We start from the raw sequence: 19,306 nt of genomic DNA on the forward strand, positions 1-19,306 counted from the left end.
AAACTGTCGGGAACAATTCCAACCCTTTGCCCAAAGTACCCCTAATAAACGTATACTTGTAAAAAAATAAAAACATGAATCAGTGGGCTTCCAGATTAGGTACTTGGCTGCTGGACGCCCTATCGAGGCGTTCCTGGAAGTTCCTGTACTTTCTTTCTGACGGCCTGTGCTGGCTGGTTTTCGGGCTAATCAAGTACCGGCAGGGCATCGTCCGGGAAAATTTAAAAAAGAGTTTTCCCGAAAAAAACGACGAACAGCGGCTCTCTATTGCGCGGCAGTACTACCGGCACTTTGCCGACCTGATTCTGGAAACCATCAAGTTACGTACGGCACCCGCCACCTGTGTACGGGAGCGAATCCGCGGAGATATTAGTGTGGTACACGAGCTCTTTGACCAGGGCAAGAGCGCCATTTTTGTGATGGGCCACCGGGGCAATTGGGAACTCGCCAACCTGTTCTCCTCGCTCTGCTTTAAACATGACACCATCGTGGTGTACCGGCCGCTGGCTAACCGGGCCTTCGACTCCTGGTTTCTGGGGCTCCGAACGCGCTTTGGTGCCCGGCTGGTCCCCATGGATGATCTCCTGACCGAGCTTTCCAAGCCGAGCAAAAAACCCTACGCCGTGGTGCTGGCCAACGACCAGTCGCCCTTTCCTGAGAAGGCTTACTGGACGCATTTTCTTAACCAGGATACGGGCGTGTTTCGGGGTGTGGAGGCCATTGCGCGGCACAAGGATCTAACGGTACTTTACGCCGATTTCAAAAAAATAGAAACCGAGCGAGGTTTCTACCAGGTAACCATTACCACCATTACCAACCACCCCAAAGCCATGCCCCAAAACGGGATTTTGGAAAAGCAAATCCGGCTGCTGGAGAACGACATCCAGCACCAACCCGCCAACTGGCTGTGGAGCCACCGCCGCTGGAAGCACACCAAGCCCGCCCGACTGAGGCCCGGCCAACTCCTCGGAACTGAATAAACCCGCACGGGTGTTAGCCTAAAAGTACCCCCTGCGGGCTGAGGAAGCCAACTAATCAAGACAACTATACCCACGTATACTTATCTTTGCGGTTGGCACCTTAATCCGATCCGAGGTAAAAGCGCTTCTTGAAAGTGCTAGGTACCTGGCTATGAAATTGTTTGGTATGAAAAACCTGACGACCCGTTTTTTACTGTTTCTCTTTACAGTTCTTTCCCGGCAGTCCTGGCGTACGCTTTATCGGCTGTCGGATCTATTGAAGTACCTTATTTTTGATTTGGTGGGCTACCGGAAAGACGTCGTTCTGGTCAATCTTCGCAATAGTTTTCCGGAAAAAGAGGAAGCGGAAATTCAAAAAATAGCCCGCGACTACTCCCGAAATCTTACCGACCTGGTGGTAGAAGCCGTGAAGTTGCGCTCCATTACCCGGGAGGAGGTCAATCAGCGCTTTACGTATGATCCCCGCGTGTTTGAGCACTACTACGCGCAAAATAAAAACCTGGTACTGGTGCTGGGGCACCTGGGAAACTGGGAACTGGCCAACCTGTTTGCCTCGCTCAACTTCCCGCATCAGGTGGTGGTGGTGTACCACCGCCTCGCCAACGATACCTTTGAAGATTGGTTTTACAAGATACGTACCCAATTTGGCTCCGAACTGGTACCGATGAACGAGGCCTACCAAAAGGCGGGTGTACCGCGCCAAAGGCCGTTTATGTTTTTGCTCGTAAACGACCAGTCACCCCGGCCCGACAAAGCCTACTGGACTACCTTCCTGAACCAGGATACGGGCGTGTTTCGGGGCGTGGAGCGGATTGCCCGCCAGCTGGATGCTCCGGTACTTTACGGGGTCATCGGGCGGGACGAAAACCGGCGTGGCCACTACACCATTGGTGTGAGGTTAATTACCGAAAATCCGAAAGAGATTCCGAATAATGGTATATTAGAGCGTCAGATCAAGCTGCTGGAGGCGGACATCCGTCGGCAGCCCGCCAACTGGCTATGGAGCCACAAACGCTGGAAACACCCGCGCCCGGCCCAATTGCAGCCCGACCAAGTCCTGGAAGTAAATTTTGATTGTGAGAAAGCCGACTAAATTCCTGATCCTGCGTTTTTCGTCCATCGGCGACATTGTGCTCACGACGCCCGTGGTACGTTGCCTCAAGCAGCAATACCCCGACGCGGAGGTACACTACTGCACCAAGATCCAATATAAAACCCTGCTCGAGGCCAACCCTTACCTGACCAAGAGCTGGTACCTCGAAGACAGCCTTTGGAGCCTCATCAGCCAGCTACGCGCCGAACGCTTCGACTACGTCATCGACCTGCACACCAACCTGCGGACGCTGCAAATCAAGCTTGCGCTGGGTACCCGTTGGTACAGCTTCTCTAAGCTAAACGTGAACAAGTGGCTGTACACCACCTTTAAGCTAAACGTGATGCCGCCCGTCCATGTAGTAGACCGCTACATGGCCACGGTAGCTCCGCTGGGGGTGATCAACGACAACCACGGCCTCGACTACTTCATTCCGTACCGCGACGTAGTGGAGCGCGACTGGATTCCGGCCACGCACCGCGCGGGCTACGTCGCCTACGCCATCGGTGGGCAGCATTTTACCAAAAAACTACCCGTGCGCCGCATGATCGAGCTCTGTCGGCGGATCGACTACCCCGTTATTTTGCTGGGAGGAAAGGAAGATTTTGAGGCCGGTGAGGCCATCCGAAAGTACCTCGGCGACGGCCTGATCTTTAACGCCTGCGGCAAATGCACCCTCAACCAGTCGGCCTCGCTGGTGAGGCAGTCCCGCTGCGTATTTACCCACGACACGGGCCTTATGCACGTGGCGGCGGCCTTTAAGAAAAAAGTGTATTCTTTATGGGGAAACACTACGCCCAAATTCGGCATGTACCCCTACCAAACGTCCTTTGCGGTGCTGGAAAACAACGCCCTCCCCTGCCGTCCCTGCTCCAAGATTGGCCATAAAAGCTGCCCGCAGGGACACTTCAAGTGCATGAATGAACTGCCGCTGGATTTTGAAATCCGAGAACTTCGCGCCCGGAAATAGGGTTTACTTCCTGGACCTTGATCCATTGCTAAAAACCAACGCATGACCAAAAAAGTAAACGTAGGACTGGTGCAGATGAGCTGCACCCAGGACGTAGCCGCCAACGTACAAAAAGCCTCCGAGAAAATCCGGGAAGCCGCCGCGCAGGGCGCGCAGATCGTGTGCCTCCAGGAGCTCTTTACGTCCCTGTACTTTTGTGACGTCGAAGATCACGCCAACTTCAACCTGGCCGAACCCATACCCGGCCCTACCACCGACCACATGAGCCAGCTGGCCGCGGAGCTGGGCGTGGTGATCATCGCGTCGTTGTTTGAAAAAAGGGCACAGGGCCTTTACCACAACACCACGGCCGTCCTCGACGCCGACGGTACCTACCTGGGCAAGTACCGCAAGATGCACATCCCGGATGATCCGGGCTACTACGAAAAATTTTACTTCACGCCGGGTGACGCCTCGCCTGACGATCCCGGTTATAAGGTTTTCAAAACCAAATTTGCCACCATTGGGGTACTTATTTGCTGGGACCAATGGTACCCCGAAGCCGCCCGCATTACGAGCCTCATGGGGGCGGAGATCCTGTTTTACCCCACGGCCATTGGCTGGGATACCACCGAAACGGACCCCATCACCAACGAGGAGCAGTACGGAGCCTGGCAGACCATCCAGCGCAGCCACGCCGTGGCTAACGGTGTGTACGTAGTGTCCGTCAACCGGGTAGGAACGGAAGCAGGGCAGCAGTTTTGGGGAGGATCGTTTGTGGCCAATCCGCACGGACGCCTGCTCTACCTGGCTCCGCACCAGGAAGAAGTTGTACACGTAGAGGAGCTGGACCTTCAAAAAATGGAACACTACCGCACCACCTGGCCCTACTTCCGCGATCGCCGCGTGGATTCCTACCAGCCCATTACCAAAAGGTACATTGACCAGGGGTAGTTGCCAAAACGCCGCGCGGAGCCTCGGGTCTCGCTTTTGGTTAGGTACCTGGTAAGTCGTGTTTTTTTCGGGCTTCCTCTTCCTGCTGGAGCTGCCGGGCCGTCTTTCGGGAGCCGTCGTGGCTCCAGCCCGGCGGGCCAAACAGGTACCCCAGGGCTACTTTGAGCGAGGGTGCGCGGGCCACATCTTTGCTGATGTCGACCCACTCGTGCAGCGCGATCCGGATCGGGTTATAAGTACCCAAGTTGGTGGTGAGGCCGTAGCGTGGCCGCTCTTCTTCTTCCTGAAAGGTACCAAAGAGCCGGTCCCAGATGATGAGAATCCCCGCGTGGTTTTTGTCGAGGTACTTGACGTCGGAGCCGTGATGTACCCGGTGGTGCGCGGGCGTATTGAAAATAAACTCAATGGGCCGGGGTAGTTTGTAGATGGTTTCGGTATGAATCCAGAATTGGTACAACAGGCTAATGGCCTGCATCAGTACCACGTCGATGGGATGAAAGCCCACCAGCGGCATCCAGAGATAAAAGATAAAACTACCCGACAACTCGCCCGTCCAGGTCTGGCGCAGGGCCGTGCCCAGGTTGTAGTACTGCGACGAATGGTGTACCACGTGCGAGGCCCAAAAGTACCTCACGCCGTGGCTGGTACGGTGAAACCAGTAGTAGCTGAAATCGTCGGCCAGGAAGAGCGCCACCCAGTACCACCAGGCCGCGCGATTTAGCTCAAAAAGACGGTAGTTGTAGACTAAGACCAACGCCCCCACCACCAGGGCTTTGGACACCAGGCCCGTCACCACGTTGCCGATGCCCATCGAGAGGCTGCTGACGGTATCTTTGGTTTGGTAATGATCCTGGTGCCGCTGCAAATGGCGCAGGTAAAGTACCTCCACCACGATGGAAAGTACGAAGACCGGAATGGCGTATACAATGGGGTTATCCATAATTTGTTATGCTTGCATACCAATACACAAATATACCTTTTTTTTGTACAAAAAGGAATCGTGCTTCCAGCCGCTGAACTTTGCCTGCGCTTTACGACCTTTGCAAAGTCATTACCTTTGTTACCATCAATCTCAGGACCCGGAAGGTACCTTTTATTTTTTTGAATAATAACTTACGCTAAAAAATTTGGAACGCCACTTCCCCCATACCAACGCCACCCTTACGCCCAAGCAGCTCGGCTTTTTATTTCCGGCCGAATGGCACCCACACCGCGCCACCTGGCTCACTTTCCCGCACAACGAGGCCTCCTGGCAGGGCGACAAGCTCGCCCGGATGCGCCCCCAGTACCTGGCGTTCATCCAAGCCATCAGCCAGGGTGAGCAGGTAGGGATCGTGGCCAATGACGAGCCGCTCCAACGATTTATTCAGGCGGAGCTGGAAAAAATCGGCGTTGATCTGAGCCGCATTGAGTTTTTGATCAAACCCACCAACGACGCCTGGTGCCGCGACCACGGCCCGGCCTTCCTGATCAATCCCGAGACCAAACAGCGTATGGTCATCGACTGGGGCCACAACGCCTGGGGCGGCAAGTACCCTCCTTACGACGACGACAACCGTACCCCCACGGCCATTGCCGAGCAGTTGGGGCTGCTTTCGGTGCAGCCGGGTATCATTATGGAGGGAGGCTCGGTGGAATTCAACGGCGCGGGCACGGTGCTCACGAGCCGGTCGTGTTTGTTAAATACCAACCGCAATCCGCACCTGAGCCAGCAGCAGATCGAAGAGTACCTGCACAACTACTACGGCACCGAGCAGGTACTTTGGGTAGAAGACGGCATCGTAGGCGACGATACCGACGGCCACATCGACGACACCACGCGCTTTGTGAGCGAGGACACCGTGGTGGCCTGCGTGGAAACGGACCCCCACGACGCCAACTACGAGGTACTTCAAACCAATTTGAAGCTGCTCCAAGAAATGCGCCTGCTCAACGGCAAGCCGCTGAACGTCATCGAACTACCCATGCCCAAGGCGGTGATGATCGACGGCTTCCGGACGCCCGGCTCCTACGCCAACTTCCTGATCTGCAACGCGGGCGTGATCGTGCCCGTGTTTAACAATCCGCACGATGAGCAGGCCATCGACATCCTGGAAAAAGCCTTTCCGGAACGGAAGATCATCCCGCTGCTCGCCACGGAGATCATCTGGGGCCAGGGTAGTTTTCATTGCCTCAGCCAGCAGGAGCCGCTGGTCTAAATTTGTTTTTTACCAAACTACAAAAACACAAGTACCTCATTTCGTGAAGCGTAGCCTCTTTTTTGCCCTTATTTTTTTGTGCTCCTGCCAGGCTTCCCGCCAAACGGTCACGAGCCTTCAGGTGACGTCGCTCAAGGCGCTGGATCTGGAAGAAAACCTCACGGACGAGCTCCTGATGGCCTACTCGCTCACCAGCTTCGATGGTAGCGGCCGAGCGGTGGAGACCGTCAACGGCAGCTGGGGCATTCAGGAAACCAAGAAGAACCAGGCGTTTGACGAAAAGGCGTTCGTGCCCATCGAGATTCCGCTTCCCAAAGACGGCAAGGTGGTGGCGTCGCTGGTGCTGGTGGAAATTGACGACTACGAAAAAGCGCGCCGCACCCTAAACGAACTCCGCAAGTACCACGACATCATCAAAGTACCCGCGGGCCTGGCCGAGCTGGCCGACGTAGCCCTGACGCCCCTCAAGTACCTCTCGCTGGGGCTATCGGCGGCGGGCGTGGGTTTTCAACTCGCCGACCGCCTCGACAACGACGACGTGCTGGGTCAGCACAGCACCGAGCTCAGCTACCAGCAGGCGCTCGCCAGCCCGCAACGGCCGGTACCGGTTACGTTTAAAGGTACCCACCTGGCCAATACCTTCCATTACGAGCTCACCTACGACCTTCGCAGCCGGACCATCCTCATGAAACCAAAACGCTGAGTACTTGTGTTTTTATCCTGAGCCGAAAGGAGCTAACTTTGTGGGCTGTACAATAAATGCGTCTTGGTGCTGTTAGCTTTGTGCGCGTTACCCAATCTTATCGAACCATTGAGTCACTTTATGCCTATGTCCCGCTTGCTGTGGGCCCTCGTTGCCACCACACTAGTACTTTCCTGCAAAACCTCCAGTCCTCCTCAACAAGCTACTCCGGTCGAAACGGTGACGTTACTTCAGCTGGGAGATCGCCATTTTAGTCCCGATGAGTTTTTTCAATCGTACACCAAAAACCGCTTTTCGGCCGACTCTGCCAAGGCCCTGAGCGCGCGCGAGTACTTTGATCTGTATACCAACCTAAAACTGAAAGTACTAGCCGCCCAGCAGGAAGGCCGGGATACAGCTTCCGACTTTAAGGAGGAAATTGCCTCCTACCGCGAAACGCTCGCCAAAAACTACCTGGTGGACAAAAACCTGGTGGAAGAGCTCACCAGCGAAGCCTACGAGCGGCTGAAGGAAGAGGTACATGTCTCGCACATGCTGATCGCAGTTTCGGAGTTCGCCGCCCCGGCCGATACCCTCTCGGCCTACCGCGCGGCGGTGGCCATGCGGGCGCGGCTGCTGGAAGGCGTTGATTTTGCCGAAATGGCCGAGAAATTTTCCAAAGACCCTACGGCCCCCCAAAACCGCGGCGACCTGGGGTACTTCACGGCCTTCCAGATGCTGTACCCGTTTGAGAACGCCGCCTACCAAACCCCCGTGGGGCAGATTTCCGAGCCGGTACGGACGCGCTCGGGCTACCACCTCATCAAGGTACATGATCGCCGTCCCAGCCGGGGCAAAATTCAGGTCGCTCACCTGATGGTACGCTTAACGCCCAACGCCACCCCCGACGAAATAGCAACCGCCCAAAAACGCGCCGAAGAAGCACACCAGCGCCTGACGAAGGGCGAGGCCTGGGAAAAGATCGTGGGCATCTACTCCGACGACTTCCAGTCACGAAAAAGCAATGGGGTACTTCCGCTGTTCGGCACGGGCGAAATGGTACCTCCCTTTGAAGAAGCGGCCTTTAGCCTGGCCACTGTCGGGGAGTTTTCGCGCCCGGTGCGTAGCCCCTACGGCTGGCATATCATCCGGCTGTTGCAAAAACGAAGCATGGAGCCCTACGCGACCATGGCACCCGCCCTGCGCCAGAAAGTAGTGACCGACTCCCGCGGGAAAGTGGTAGAAGACGCTACCTACCGTCGCCTGCGCGCCCAGTATGCTATTCTTGAAAATCCGGACACCTGGGCTCAGCTCGCCAAGTTGGCCGACAGTAGCCTCGTGAAAGGTACCTGGGTAGCGCCAACAACCCCAGGTACGTCCGTAGGTCAGGTACTTTTTAGCATTGAAAAACAAAATTATGCGGCCCAGTCGTTTTTAGAATACGTTCAAAATCGTCAGAAACCACGGCCCGCTGGCTCGGCTCCGGAAGTGGTTTTGCGCAGTTTCTACCAGGATTACCTCCGCGCCCGGCTGCAGGATTACGAAAAAAACAACCTGGAAACCAAGTACCCTGATTTCCGAACGTTGATGAACGAAATACGCGAGGGGGTACTTCTCTCGCAGGTGATGGAAAAGTACGTGTGGCAACGCTCCCTGGCCGATTCGGTGGGGCAGCAGCGCCTTTACGACCAAAATCGGGAAAAGTACCGCTATCCCGAACGCGCCCTGGCCACGATCGTAAGTACCCCCGATACGGCTACGCTTCGGCAAGTCCGGCAGAGCCTGGCGCAGTCGCCCTATCCGCTCCGTCGGAAAGGCGAGGAGCTGCTATTTGCCAAGGGCCAAAGTACCTTCACGCCCGAGCTTCGCGAAAAATTATTTGGTCTCCTGGCAACATTAGTTCGCAATCAGGAGTATGTAGTAGAAGTATCGGCCTACCGCACGCCCGACGAAGCGGACAGCGTTTCGGCCAACCGCCTGCGAAATACCGTAAAGTACCTAACCGACAACCAGATTCCCATCGTGCGGATTATTGAAAAAGACCACGGCTCGTTTCGTCCCGTACCCGAGCCCGACCGCAACCGGCGCGTAGGCTTTCAGTTTTACAGCCGCTCGAAGCAAGACGTAGCCAAGGCATTCAACGCCGAGCTGAGCCAGAGCTCGGCCGACGAACCGGTGAGCCTCGAAGAAGGATATTTTTCGCAGGGATACGATTTACTACGGGGGGCTCGTTGGGAAGTAGGCGAACAAACCCTGGCGAACGCTGGCAACGCCCGCTGGATTGAGATCCGGCGCATTGAACCGGCGCGGGTAAAAACCTTCGCCGAAGCCCGGGGTAGCGTCATCAACGATTACCAAAAAGTACTGGAACAACAGTGGCTAAATTCCCTGCGGGCCCAGTTTCCGGTAAAAGTCAATGAGCCAGAGTTAGAAAAACTCGTTCGATAGCTGTATTTTAGCCAATGATATTATATTCAACTATGAAAGTTAACTCTCTTTTTTTACGTAATAGTCTGATTGTTGGGCTATTACTAGCCGCTTGGTCGTCTTTTGGACAGGATAAGCCGGGCGTAAGTATCGACAAAATCATTGCCCGCGTCGATAACTACTACATCCTCAACTCGGAGCTGGAAGAAATCTACCAGAGCTACGTAGCCGGTGGCCAGAAAGCTCCCGATCGCTGCCAGCTGCTGGAGTCGCTCATCATTAACAAAATGTTGTTGGCCAAAGCCGAAATCGACTCCGTGACGGTAGAAGACAAAATGGTGGACAACCAACTCGACGGCCGCATGGGCCAGATGATCCAGCGCTTTGGCTCCGAGAAAAACCTGGTGGAAGCCTACGGCAAAAGCATCGACGCGCTCAAAATTGAGCTCCGCCAGCAATTGAAAGAACAGATGGTGGTGCAGACGATGCAGGATAAGATTGCCGGGGACGTGAAAATAACGCCCAACGAAGTGCGTAAGTTTTTCAATTCCATTCCAAAAGATAGCTTGCCGTATATTCCCGCGGAGGTAGAGATTGGCCATATCGTGCGGCTGGGGACGGTTACGCAGGAGCAAAAAGACAAGCTTCGTAACCAGCTCTACGATCTTAAAAAGCGCGCCGAAAGCAAAGAAGAGTTTTCCATGCTGGCTCAGATCTACTCAGAGGATTTGGGGTCGGCCAAAAACGGGGGCGACCTGGGGTTTGCCAAGCGGGGTGCCATGGTACCTACCTTTGAAGGCGCTGCGCTGGCGCTGAAACCCGGTGAGATCTCAGACGTGGTGGAGAGTCCCTTTGGCTTTCACCTGATCCAGCTTATCGAAACGCGCGGGGCAGAGTACCACGCGCGCCACATCCTGCTTCGGCCCGACTACAACCGAGGCACCGACGTAACCGAGGCCACCCGCTACCTCGATAGCCTGCGTACGCTTATTCAATCGGATACCTTGCAGTTTGCCCAAGCCGCCCGGGAGCATTCCGAAGACCCGGAGTCGGCCGACGCCGGTGGCCTGCTCCAAGATCCCGAATCGGGCATGACGCGGCTTCCGCTGGATGCCTCCATGGACCCTGCCCTGTATTTTGCCATTGATACCATGAAGGTAGGCTCGGTGAGCCCGCCGATCTCCTACCGGACGAGCGACGGCCGGAGCGCGATGCGCATCATTTGGTATAAGCAGAAAACGGAGCCCCATACCGCCAACCTTCGCGACGATTACGAAAAAATAGCGCAGATTGTACTGGTTAACAAAAAGAATAACGCCCTGGAAGAATGGTTCAAAAAGGCTGAAGGAGATGTGTTCATCAGCGTGGAGCCCGAGTTTCAGAAGTGCAGTATCTTTGGTCTGTCGCCCGTTGCCAGTCAATAGCAGGCCCCTTTTATTCCTAACCTAATATATTCCTTCACCCAACTGCATCATCGTGAAATATCAATCGGACGTAGAAGCCGCCGAGGCCATGAACCAGTCCTACCAGAAACTTCGTGCCGAAATCGGACAGGTTATCGTGGGTCAGGAAGAAGTAGTTAAGCTGTTGCTCACGGCTATTTTCTGTCAGGGACACTGCCTGCTGGTGGGAGTACCCGGATTGGCCAAAACCCTGCTCATTCAGACCATCGCGTCTTCACTGGACCTGAGTTTTAACCGCATCCAATTTACGCCCGACCTCATGCCTTCGGATATTCTGGGGTCCGAAACCCTGGATCAGCAGCGGAATTTCAAGTTTATCCGCGGTCCCGTGTTTGCCAACATTATTCTGGCCGATGAGATCAACCGGACGCCACCCAAAACCCAGGCGGCCCTGCTCGAAGCCATGCAGGAATATTCCGTGACCATTGCCGGGCAAAAGCACGCATTGGACCGCCCGTTCTTTGTGTTGGCTACCCAAAACCCCATCGAGCAGGAAGGTACCTACCCCCTACCCGAGGCCCAGCTGGACCGCTTCATGTTCATGATTTCGCTGGACTACCCAGCCTACGCCGAGGAGGTCAATATTGTAAAAAATACCACGACCGACCGGCGGCACCAGGTACGGGAAGTACTAAGCGCGGCAGAGATTACCGAGTTCCAGCACCTGGTGCGGCGCGTGCCCGTCACGGATCATGTCATCGAGTACGCGGTGAAGCTTGTTCATAAAACCCGGCCCAACACCGCGCTGGCGGCGAAGGAAGCCAACGACTACCTGGAATGGGGCGCGGGCCCACGGGCCTCGCAGGCCCTCATCCTGGCCGCCAAATGCAACGCCTTGCTGGCGGGCAAGTACTCTCCGGACATCGAAGATGTGAAGGCGGTGGCCTTGCCGGTGCTGCGCCACCGGATCGTTCGAAACTTCAAGGCCGAAGCCGAGGGCATCACCCTGGACGACGTCATTGGCAAGCTTGCCTAATTGGAGAAGCCCCGAATTTTGGGGCTTTTTTTATAGTTAAATAGTAATAAAACCCCGATGGTCGGTATTAGTTAGCAGGGAAGCACCTTATCTTTCCATTCAAAAAAATATCTTTCTTTACAATTAGCTTAATGTACCCATTGCCCATGACAACGATTCAAGGAAAAAATTTTATAGGGTATTCACTGTCTGCGCTGGCTACCAAAACGTTCCGATCGTACGTACCCGCTCAGGACAACTACCTGGAGGAGACGTTTCACCCGGCTACGCCCGACGAGGTAGAACAAACCATGGCCCTGGCCGAAAAAGCCTTCGATACTTACGCTTCGCTTCCGGCTAGCCAACGAGCCGACTTCCTGGTGGCCATCACCGAAGAAATCATGGCCTTGGGCGATGCGTTACTTGAGCGCGCTCATCTTGAGACTGGCCTGCCTATGCCCCGGCTTCAGGGAGAGCGCGGCCGTACTGTCAATCAGCTACTCCAATTTGCCGACCTCATTCGGGAAGGCTCCTGGGTTGAAGCCCGAATCGATACCGCCCTTCCCGATCGTGCCCCCGCTCCCAAACCGGATCTCCGTAAGATGCTGATTCCGATCGGCCCCATTGTGGTGTTTGGTTCCAGTAATTTTCCGTTTGCGTACTCCGTAGCTGGCGTGGATACGGGTCCGGCGCTGGCCGCCGGGAATCCGGTGATCGTCAAGGCACACCCTGCACATCCGGGCGTGAGCGATCTTACGGCTCAGGCTATCGTGAAGGCTGCCCAGCGCACCGGCATGCCCGAGGGCGTTTTCTCCATGCTCTACGATGACGGCCACGAGGTAGGTACCGCGCTGGTGCAACATCCCGCTACCAAAGCGGTAGGCTTTACTGGCTCCATGAAAGGGGGAATGGCCCTCTACAAAATGGCGATGGAGCGGGACGAACCCATTCCGGTCTTTGCCGAAATGGGCAGTGTGAATCCCGTGGTGATCTTGCCCAAAGCGCTCGAAAGCCGTACCGAAAGCCTGGCCAAGACCTTGGCCGGGTCGGTCACGTTGGGTGCGGGGCAGTTCTGTACCAATCCGGGTTTAGTATTCACCGTTCAATCTCCGGCGCTGGCTCAGTTTGAAGCAAGTTTCCAGCAGGAAATAGCGGGCGTAGCTTCGGCTACCATGCTCACGGCGGGGATTTGCCAAAATTACCGGAGCCTACGAGATGAGGCCGTGGCGCACGAAGGGGTAAAAATCCTGCATCGGTCCGAAGCCGAAGCCAACCATAGCAACCAGGCCGAAGCTACTTTGGCTCGCGTAGACGCCAAAACTTTTATTGACAACCCTACCTTACAGGAAGAAGTATTTGGGCCTTTTTCGCTGCTTGTGGTTTGCGAAGATACGGAAGAACTCTATACCGCCTTGGCCCTGCTGAAAGGGCAGCTCACCACCTCGCTCATGGCCGATGCCGAGGAGGCAGCGCAGTACCCGCAGCTGCTTCGCCTCCTGACCCGGCGGGCCGGACGCTTTATCATGAACGGGGTACCTACAGGGGTAGAAGTATGCGCTGCCATGCACCACGGCGGACCATTTCCGTCGACTACCGACTCCCGCTTCACCTCCGTAGGGCGCGACGCCATCCTGCGCTTCGTGCGCCCGCAGTCTTTTCAGGATTGGGATAACTCGCTTCTGCCCGCTGAGCTCCAAAACGAAAATCCACGGGGTATTTGGCGGCTGGTCAACAATGATTGGACCCAGGCGCACGTTTAGAGTATAGTCGTTTTAACGACCGGGTGGACGAACGCAGTGATCGTCCACCCGGTTCTTTTTTTTAGGTCCCCCACACGTTCATCATTCTGTATGCTACGTATTGCTTTTTCTCTTTGCTTTTGTTTTCTGCTGTTTTCAAGTTTGGCACCTGCGGCCCGGGCTCAGCCCAAGCCTTATCCCATCGACCTGGCCGTGAGTGATTGCCTGGAAGTGAACTCCTCAACAGCCGGTATGGTACAGTGCCTCCAGAAAGGCTACGAGAAGTGGGATGAAGAGCTCAACAAGCAGTACAAAAAACTTTTCTCCCGTCTTAATAAAGAGCAAAAAGCGGCTCTTCAGGCGACCCAGCGCGAATGGATGAAATTTCGGGACCTGGAATTGGCCTACCTCACGGAGCTGTACGCCACGCAGGAAGGTACCTTGTACCGGATCTCGCTGGCGAGTGAACAGCTGGAGCTAATCAAAAAAAGGGCGCTGGTGCTAGAAAAACACAACGAGCTGCTGGACATGAAATAAAAGTACCCCGCCGGGCTATTGCTGATACCGCCGGTAGTCTTCGGGGGTGTCCAGGTCAATGGCTCCCTGATCAAATGCTACCCAGGCGATCTCCTGCTTGTGTTTTTGCAATACCGCCTTGGCTCCCTGATCGCCCTGCAAATAGGTCAGTTCGCCAAAAAGCGCTGATCCTAACAAGGCAGGTACCCCCCAGGCCTCGCCGTACCGGCACACCACGGCTTTTTTACCCGATTCCCGGTAGGTGACCAGCATTTGCTCCAGCAGGCCGGGAGTTACAAACGGCTGATCACACACCAGCAACAGGACCGCCTCCAGGTCCCGCTCCGTCATGTAGGTAGCGGCAAGTCCCATCTTCACCGAACTCGCCATCCCTTCCTGCCACTTGGGATTGTCCACGATGGTCAGCGGCAGGCCTTTCAGTTCAGGTACTACCACCTGTTTATTTGCGCCCACTACCACCACCACCGGGCGGCAGGCGGTAGCCAGGGCGGTCTCGGCCGTATGCCGAAGCAGGCTTTTTTCGTTCTCGATGGGTAACGTTTGCTTGGGAGTACCCATGCGTTGGGAAGCCCCGGCGGCCAAAATGATGATTCCGATGGACATGAAATTAAAGCTAAATCACCGCGACAGATGCGCGCTCGTGTACACTGATTTTGTCGAGGTACCTAGTTAGCACTTTTTTAAAAGAAGTCAAAAGGGTACTTGATAAAGTACCCCACTGCCGCTGTTTTTCGTTATTCCAGGTACCTCGCTGGTGTGTTACCTTACAAATGTTGTTAGCGATCATATAAAAACGGACATCCCGTCCGTGGTACTAGTAAAAGAAAAATAGGCAGAAGCTTATGAAAACAGCTCCGCCGGGTACCCTACCTCCGTCAGGAACAACCCGTGCGCCGGAGCCTGCGCGCCCGCCTGCTTGCGGTTTTTGGCGAGGATCACTTGCTCAAAATCCGCCACCGTCCGTTTTTCCAGCCCCACTTCCAGCAAAGTACCCACCAGCGCCCGCACCATGCCGCGCAAGAAACGGTTGGCCCGCACCCGAAAGACCAACGCCTCTCCGTGAAGTACCCATTGGGCCTCATTGATGGCACAGCGGAACGTTTTGACGTCGGTATGAATTTTACTAAAACTCTCGAAGTCGTCGTAACGCAGCAGCAGCGCCGCCGCTTCGTTCATAGCGACCACGTCCAGCGCAGGCCGAAACAGGTAGGCCTGCTGGTACTGAAATGGGCTTTTGTGCCGAATAATCCGGTATTCATAACAACGGTGCGTGGCCGCAAAGCGTGAGTGCAGATCGGGAGGTACTTGCAAAAGTTGGCGCACGGCAATATCATGCGGCAAAAGTCCGTTCAGGCTATTGACCACTTTCCCTACCTCCGGCAGCGGCCCCGGTAGGTCAAAATGGGCAAATTGCTGCTCGGCGTGCACGCCCGTATCCGTTCGGCTGCTACCCACGAGCTCAATCGGCTGCCGAAGTACCTTTTGCATCACCTCTTCCAGCACCTGTTGCACCGCCAGGGCGTTGGGTTGTTTTTGCCAGCCATTGTACCGGGTACCCTGGTAGCTACATTCGATGAAATACCGCATGGCACAAAGATACGCGCTCCGGGAAGATCAACGCGGCCACGGACTAACAAAAAACGCCACAACCAGCAGTCGTGACGTTTTAGTATCATCCGGTTAAAAAAGTAAAGGCTAATGGGTGGGTACGGAAGCCGTGGTAGCAGCCCCGCCAAAGTACCTTTGCATGAACAAAAATAGCATAATACAAGTACTGTGTTGTACGATAAAGACACATTTTTTCGTGCCGCTAAAAACCTTGTTTCGTTAGCGGGAAGTGAATTAACTTTGAAGAAATATTTGTATTGCCAGCGATATGACCACCGAAGAAAAAAAAGAAGAGAAAGCGCTTAACTTCATCGAGGAGATCGTAGAAGAAGATATTCGGGCGGGCAAGCACGCCGGCCGGGTACTTACCCGCTTTCCGCCGGAGCCCAACGGGTACCTGCACATTGGCCACGCCAAATCCATTTGTCTGAACTTCGGACTGGCCAACCGGTACGGCGGCGGTACCAACCTCCGCTTCGACGACACCAACCCCGTGACGGAAGACACCGAGTACGTGGAGTCCATCAAGTACGACGTGCGCTGGCTGGGCTTCAACTGGGTCAATGAACTCTACGCTTCCGACTACTTCGAGCAGCTGTACGCCTTTGCCGTAGACCTCATCAAAAAAGGATTAGCCTACGTCGACGACTCCACCGCCGAAGAAATTGCCGCGCTCAAAGGTACCCCTACCGAACCCGGCACCAACAGCCCCTACCGCAACCGCTCGGTTGAAGAAAATCTCGACCTGTTTGAGCGGATGCGCCGCGGTGAGTTTGCCGAGGGCAGCCGGGTACTTCGGGCCAAGGTAGACATGGCTTCGCCCAACATGCACCTGCGCGACCCGCTTATGTACCGCATCAAGTTTGCGCACCACCACCGCACCGGCGACGCCTGGTGCATCTACCCCATGTACGACTTCGCCCACGGCCAGTCGGACTCCATCGAGACCATCACGCACTCCATCTGTACGCTGGAGTTTATACCCCACCGCCCGCTGTACGACTGGTTCATCGAGAAGCTCGATATATTCCCCTCGCGGCAGTACGAGTTTGCGCGCCTCAACCTGACGTACACCGTCATGAGCAAGCGGAAGCTCCTGCAGCTCGTCAATGAAAAGCACGTGAGTGGCTGGAATGACCCGCGCATGCCCACCATTTCGGGTATGCGTCGGCGCGGCTACACGCCCGAATCCATCCGGAATTTCTGTGACCGCATCGGGGTAGCCAAGCGCGAAAACCTCATCGACGTGGGCCTGCTGGAGTTTTTTGTGCGGGAAGACCTGAACAAGAAAGCCCAGCGGCGCATGGTAGTGCTCGACCCGCTGAAGGTCGTGATCACGAATTTCCCCGAGGGTCAAACCGAGGTATGCTACAGTGAAAACAACCCGGAAGAACCCGCCACAGGCTCGCGCGAAGTACCCTTCACGCGGGAGCTGTACATCGAGCGCGAGGACTTCATGGAGAACCCGCCCAAGAAGTACTTCCGCCTGGCCCCCGGCCAGCAGGTGCGCCTCAAAAGTGCGTACATCATCACCTGCGACGAGGTACTTAAAGACGCAAACGGCGACGTGACGGAGGTACATTGCTCCTACGTCGAAAACAGCAAAAGTGGGCAGGATACGTCGGGCATCAACGTAAAGGGTACTTTGCACTGGGTGTCGGCCACGCAGGCCGTGCCGGTAGAAATACGGCTCTACGACCGCCTCTTCAAGGTAGAAGACCCGTCGTCGGAAGAAGGTGATTTCAAAACGTATATCAATTCTGATTCGCTGGAAGTGATTACCGGCTACGCCGAGCCCGCGCTTCAAGGTACCGAGCCGGATGAGTCGTTCCAGTTTTTGCGGAAGGGGTACTTTTGCGCCGATATTGACAGCAGCCCGGATAAACCCGTCTTCAACCGCACCGTCACCCTGCGCGATACTTGGGCCAAAAACGCCGCCAAGTAAGAGTAAAGTACCTTTGGAATACTACAAAAAAATGAGACTCCTTCCGGGTCTCATTTTTTTTGTAACCCATTCATATCAAAACAACTAGGAGCGTCGTTGTGAAAGTACCCCCATTTTTTTCCACTCCTAAACCTACCTACCGCAATGAAGAAGATCTGCTTGCTCGGACTATTGATGTGCCTCTCGGCAGTGGCGTCGGCTACCCACCTGATGGGCGGCGAAATTCAGGCCAAACACCTCAACGGCTTTACCTACGAAATTACGGTAATCCTTTACTTAAACAAACAAAACGGCGGCGCGGCAGTCGAGGCGCAAGAGCAGGTACTTGTATGCCTGGAAAACACGGAAAACGTACGGATCAATCGAACTAGTACTGAGCCCATGCCGGGCGTTGCCTTTGCCGTTAAATGCACCTACCGAACCACCTACACCTTTGCGGCACCGGGTACCTACACAATACGTAGTATTTTAGATAACCGAACAAATAATATCCTCAATGTCAATCTAGCTTCTCCATCGCAAGAAAGCTCCGGGGTAATCCAAACGACTCTCAACACGAATTTCCCTAACACGACGCCCTCTTTACCGAATCCTGTTTTGTTGACGGGCGTCCGGCAGGTGTTTACCACGCCCCTGGCCACCACCGACGTCGACGGGGACAGCCTGGCTTACCGCGTCACGCGCGTACTCAGAAGGAACGGCGCGGCTTGCCAGGCCGCAACGCCCGACCCAACCTACCGCTTCCCCAACGACCTTACCCAGGAAGGTACCTTTCGGGCAGAAAACGCCGCGCTGATTTGGAACGCCCCCACGCGGGTAGGTTCCTACCTCTACGCCCTGGTGATGGAAGAATGGCGGCAGGGGGTCAAAATCAGCGAAACGCTGCGCGAAAGCCTGGTCCTCGTCACCGACCAGGGCGGCACGCCGGTAACACTGCCTCCTTACGAAGTAGTAGGTTTCCACCCATCGGACCCGATTACCTCCCTGACGCCGCTGGAATTCACAACCGCCGACATGGCTCTGAACCTCTACCCCGTTCCGAGTGAAGAATGGCTGCACGTGGAGGTCCAAAGTCGCCGCCCCGCCAGCCACCTCATCGAGCTGCTGAATGTGCAAGGCCGCACCCTCGACCAGGTCCATTTTACCGAGCCCGCCCCCCAGCGGTCGCATTCTTTCCGGGTAGGTACTTTGCCCCAGGGTGTGTACCTGATTCGGGTGCGGGGTGAGCAGCAGTCGCTGACGCGGAAGTTCGTTAAATAATCCCCAATTTATTTAGATCGATTTTAAATAGTTATTGCTTCCTTAACAAGTAAGCCTTACCTTTGTGGACGTTAAAGGTTCGTGTCAACCCAGCCCTACTATACAAGTGAAAATCGGCGAAGAATTATTCAGTACTTCCAAAGGTAGCAGCTACCAGTGCGATCGTAGCAACCGAGTGATCCTCTGTTTTGGTGATTTAGTGACGGCTTTCCGCATTCATGAATTTGTTAATTTTCGGCGTCGTATCAACAGCATTGACATTCAAAGCAAGCTTTTTGATCTGTCCGACGAATGTGACTACGAAGTAATCGAAGCCCCCCAGCAGGCCCTGCCCCAGCGCATGGCGCTTTGCGAAGTGATTCAGCTGCGGGAGCTGGTCAATGGCACCCACTTTGCCCTGGAGCTCAACTCCCTGCTGCACGAGGTACTTTATTCGTCCTGCGAAGTATAACCCTTAGATACCTAACTACTTACCCGGAGGCACCTTAGGTGCCTCTTTATTTTTAGATTGATTCC

General features: G+C 55.1%; 17 protein-coding genes. 14 read left to right on the top strand and 3 right to left on the bottom strand.

The window, feature by feature from the left end; all coding sequences use genetic code 11:
• The first annotated feature begins 74 nt into the window (after nucleotides 1–74).
• The 4 genes from HNQ92_RS19660 (at nucleotide 75) to HNQ92_RS19675 (ending at nucleotide 3,976) form a co-directional block, all read left to right on the top strand.
• Nucleotides 75–980, top strand: a complete 906-nt coding sequence (locus HNQ92_RS19660; protein WP_184176428.1) for a lysophospholipid acyltransferase family protein — start codon at nucleotides 75–77, stop codon at nucleotides 978–980.
• Nucleotides 981–1,131: 151 nt separating this feature from the next.
• Complete coding sequence (locus HNQ92_RS19665; RefSeq protein ID WP_246440482.1) at nucleotides 1,132–2,073, top strand: lysophospholipid acyltransferase family protein; 942 nt, start codon at nucleotides 1,132–1,134, stop codon at nucleotides 2,071–2,073.
• On the top strand, nucleotides 2,057–3,043 hold the full coding sequence (locus HNQ92_RS19670) for a glycosyltransferase family 9 protein (RefSeq protein WP_184176432.1): 987 nt from the start codon (nucleotides 2,057–2,059) through the stop codon (nucleotides 3,041–3,043). Before HNQ92_RS19665 ends, HNQ92_RS19670 begins: the two co-directional genes overlap by 17 nt.
• A gap of 42 nt (nucleotides 3,044–3,085) precedes the next feature.
• The gene (locus tag HNQ92_RS19675) at nucleotides 3,086–3,976 is read left to right on the top strand and encodes a carbon-nitrogen hydrolase (protein WP_184176433.1); all 891 of its coding nucleotides are present in this window, start codon (nucleotides 3,086–3,088) and stop codon (nucleotides 3,974–3,976) included.
• 40 nt (nucleotides 3,977–4,016) lie between these two features.
• Here the strand turns inward: HNQ92_RS19675 and HNQ92_RS19680 are convergent, their stop codons facing one another.
• The gene (locus HNQ92_RS19680; RefSeq protein ID WP_184176435.1) at nucleotides 4,017–4,916 is read right to left on the bottom strand and encodes a sterol desaturase family protein; all 900 of its coding nucleotides are present in this window, start codon (nucleotides 4,914–4,916) and stop codon (nucleotides 4,017–4,019) included.
• A 187-nt stretch (nucleotides 4,917–5,103) separates the two neighbouring features.
• Here HNQ92_RS19680 and HNQ92_RS19685 point away from each other — a divergent pair, with 187 nt between their 5' ends.
• The 7 genes from HNQ92_RS19685 (at nucleotide 5,104) to HNQ92_RS19715 (ending at nucleotide 13,977) form a co-directional block, all read left to right on the top strand.
• Nucleotides 5,104–6,174, top strand: a complete 1,071-nt coding sequence (locus HNQ92_RS19685) for an agmatine deiminase family protein (protein ID WP_184176437.1) — start codon at nucleotides 5,104–5,106, stop codon at nucleotides 6,172–6,174.
• A gap of 43 nt (nucleotides 6,175–6,217) precedes the next feature.
• Nucleotides 6,218–6,877, top strand: coding sequence for a hypothetical protein (locus HNQ92_RS19690; protein ID WP_184176439.1), 660 nt, complete (start codon nucleotides 6,218–6,220; stop codon nucleotides 6,875–6,877).
• Nucleotides 6,878–7,003: 126 nt separating this feature from the next.
• Nucleotides 7,004–9,304, top strand: coding sequence for a peptidylprolyl isomerase (locus tag HNQ92_RS19695; protein WP_184176441.1), 2,301 nt, complete (start codon nucleotides 7,004–7,006; stop codon nucleotides 9,302–9,304).
• A 32-nt stretch (nucleotides 9,305–9,336) separates the two neighbouring features.
• The gene (locus tag HNQ92_RS19700; RefSeq protein WP_184176443.1) at nucleotides 9,337–10,707 is read left to right on the top strand and encodes a peptidylprolyl isomerase; all 1,371 of its coding nucleotides are present in this window, start codon (nucleotides 9,337–9,339) and stop codon (nucleotides 10,705–10,707) included.
• 52 nt (nucleotides 10,708–10,759) lie between these two features.
• Entirely contained in the window at nucleotides 10,760–11,722 is a 963-nt protein-coding gene (locus HNQ92_RS19705) for an AAA family ATPase (RefSeq protein WP_184176446.1), read from the top strand.
• Between the two features lie 146 nt (nucleotides 11,723–11,868).
• Nucleotides 11,869–13,461 carry an aldehyde dehydrogenase (NADP(+)) gene (locus HNQ92_RS19710; RefSeq protein ID WP_184176448.1) on the top strand — a complete coding sequence of 531 codons (1,593 nt, stop codon included), beginning with the start codon at nucleotides 11,869–11,871 and terminating at the stop codon, nucleotides 13,459–13,461.
• Nucleotides 13,462–13,602: 141 nt separating this feature from the next.
• Nucleotides 13,603–13,977: a lysozyme inhibitor LprI family protein gene (locus HNQ92_RS19715; RefSeq protein WP_184176450.1), complete on the top strand. Its 375-nt coding sequence runs from the start codon at nucleotides 13,603–13,605 to the stop codon at nucleotides 13,975–13,977.
• A gap of 15 nt (nucleotides 13,978–13,992) precedes the next feature.
• Here HNQ92_RS19715 and HNQ92_RS19720 read toward each other — a convergent pair whose 3' ends face one another.
• Together HNQ92_RS19720 and truA are read right to left on the bottom strand one after the other, a co-directional pair.
• The gene (locus tag HNQ92_RS19720; RefSeq protein ID WP_184176452.1) at nucleotides 13,993–14,580 is read right to left on the bottom strand and encodes a nucleotidyltransferase family protein; all 588 of its coding nucleotides are present in this window, start codon (nucleotides 14,578–14,580) and stop codon (nucleotides 13,993–13,995) included.
• A 237-nt stretch (nucleotides 14,581–14,817) separates the two neighbouring features.
• Nucleotides 14,818–15,564, bottom strand: a complete 747-nt coding sequence (gene truA, locus HNQ92_RS19725) for a tRNA pseudouridine(38-40) synthase TruA (RefSeq protein WP_184176454.1) — start codon at nucleotides 15,562–15,564, stop codon at nucleotides 14,818–14,820.
• A gap of 289 nt (nucleotides 15,565–15,853) precedes the next feature.
• Between truA and HNQ92_RS19730 the strand changes: the two genes are divergently transcribed.
• The 3 genes from HNQ92_RS19730 (at nucleotide 15,854) to HNQ92_RS19740 (ending at nucleotide 19,241) form a co-directional block, all read left to right on the top strand.
• Nucleotides 15,854–17,530, top strand: a complete 1,677-nt coding sequence (locus tag HNQ92_RS19730) for a glutamine--tRNA ligase/YqeY domain fusion protein (protein ID WP_184176456.1) — start codon at nucleotides 15,854–15,856, stop codon at nucleotides 17,528–17,530.
• Between the two features lie 144 nt (nucleotides 17,531–17,674).
• Nucleotides 17,675–18,790: a T9SS type A sorting domain-containing protein gene (locus HNQ92_RS19735; protein WP_184176459.1), complete on the top strand. Its 1,116-nt coding sequence runs from the start codon at nucleotides 17,675–17,677 to the stop codon at nucleotides 18,788–18,790.
• A gap of 106 nt (nucleotides 18,791–18,896) precedes the next feature.
• Complete coding sequence (locus tag HNQ92_RS19740; protein ID WP_221307496.1) at nucleotides 18,897–19,241, top strand: hypothetical protein; 345 nt, start codon at nucleotides 18,897–18,899, stop codon at nucleotides 19,239–19,241.
• Nucleotides 19,242–19,306: the final 65 nt, after the last annotated feature.

This window comes from Rhabdobacter roseus (assembly GCF_014202275.1).
GTDB classification, from domain to species: domain Bacteria; phylum Bacteroidota; class Bacteroidia; order Cytophagales; family Spirosomataceae; genus Rhabdobacter; species Rhabdobacter roseus.

Excerpts from the sequence above, each read along its gene's own strand:
- HNQ92_RS19660 (WP_184176428.1), top strand. The coding sequence starts at position 75 with ATGAATCAGTGGGCTTCCAGATTAGGTACTTGGCTGCTGGACGCCCTA.
- HNQ92_RS19665 (WP_246440482.1), top strand. The coding sequence starts at position 1,132 with ATGAAATTGTTTGGTATGAAAAACCTGACGACCCGTTTTTTACTGTTT.
- HNQ92_RS19675 (WP_184176433.1), top strand. The coding sequence starts at position 3,086 with ATGACCAAAAAAGTAAACGTAGGACTGGTGCAGATGAGCTGCACCCAG.
- HNQ92_RS19680 (WP_184176435.1), bottom strand. The coding sequence starts at position 4,916 with ATGGATAACCCCATTGTATACGCCATTCCGGTCTTCGTACTTTCCATC.
- HNQ92_RS19695 (WP_184176441.1), top strand. The coding sequence starts at position 7,004 with ATGTCCCGCTTGCTGTGGGCCCTCGTTGCCACCACACTAGTACTTTCC.
- HNQ92_RS19700 (WP_184176443.1), top strand. The coding sequence starts at position 9,337 with ATGAAAGTTAACTCTCTTTTTTTACGTAATAGTCTGATTGTTGGGCTA.
- HNQ92_RS19710 (WP_184176448.1), top strand. The coding sequence starts at position 11,869 with ATGACAACGATTCAAGGAAAAAATTTTATAGGGTATTCACTGTCTGCG.
- HNQ92_RS19720 (WP_184176452.1), bottom strand. The coding sequence starts at position 14,580 with ATGTCCATCGGAATCATCATTTTGGCCGCCGGGGCTTCCCAACGCATG.
- truA (WP_184176454.1), bottom strand. The coding sequence starts at position 15,564 with ATGCGGTATTTCATCGAATGTAGCTACCAGGGTACCCGGTACAATGGC.
- HNQ92_RS19730 (WP_184176456.1), top strand. The coding sequence starts at position 15,854 with ATGACCACCGAAGAAAAAAAAGAAGAGAAAGCGCTTAACTTCATCGAG.
- HNQ92_RS19735 (WP_184176459.1), top strand. The coding sequence starts at position 17,675 with ATGAAGAAGATCTGCTTGCTCGGACTATTGATGTGCCTCTCGGCAGTG.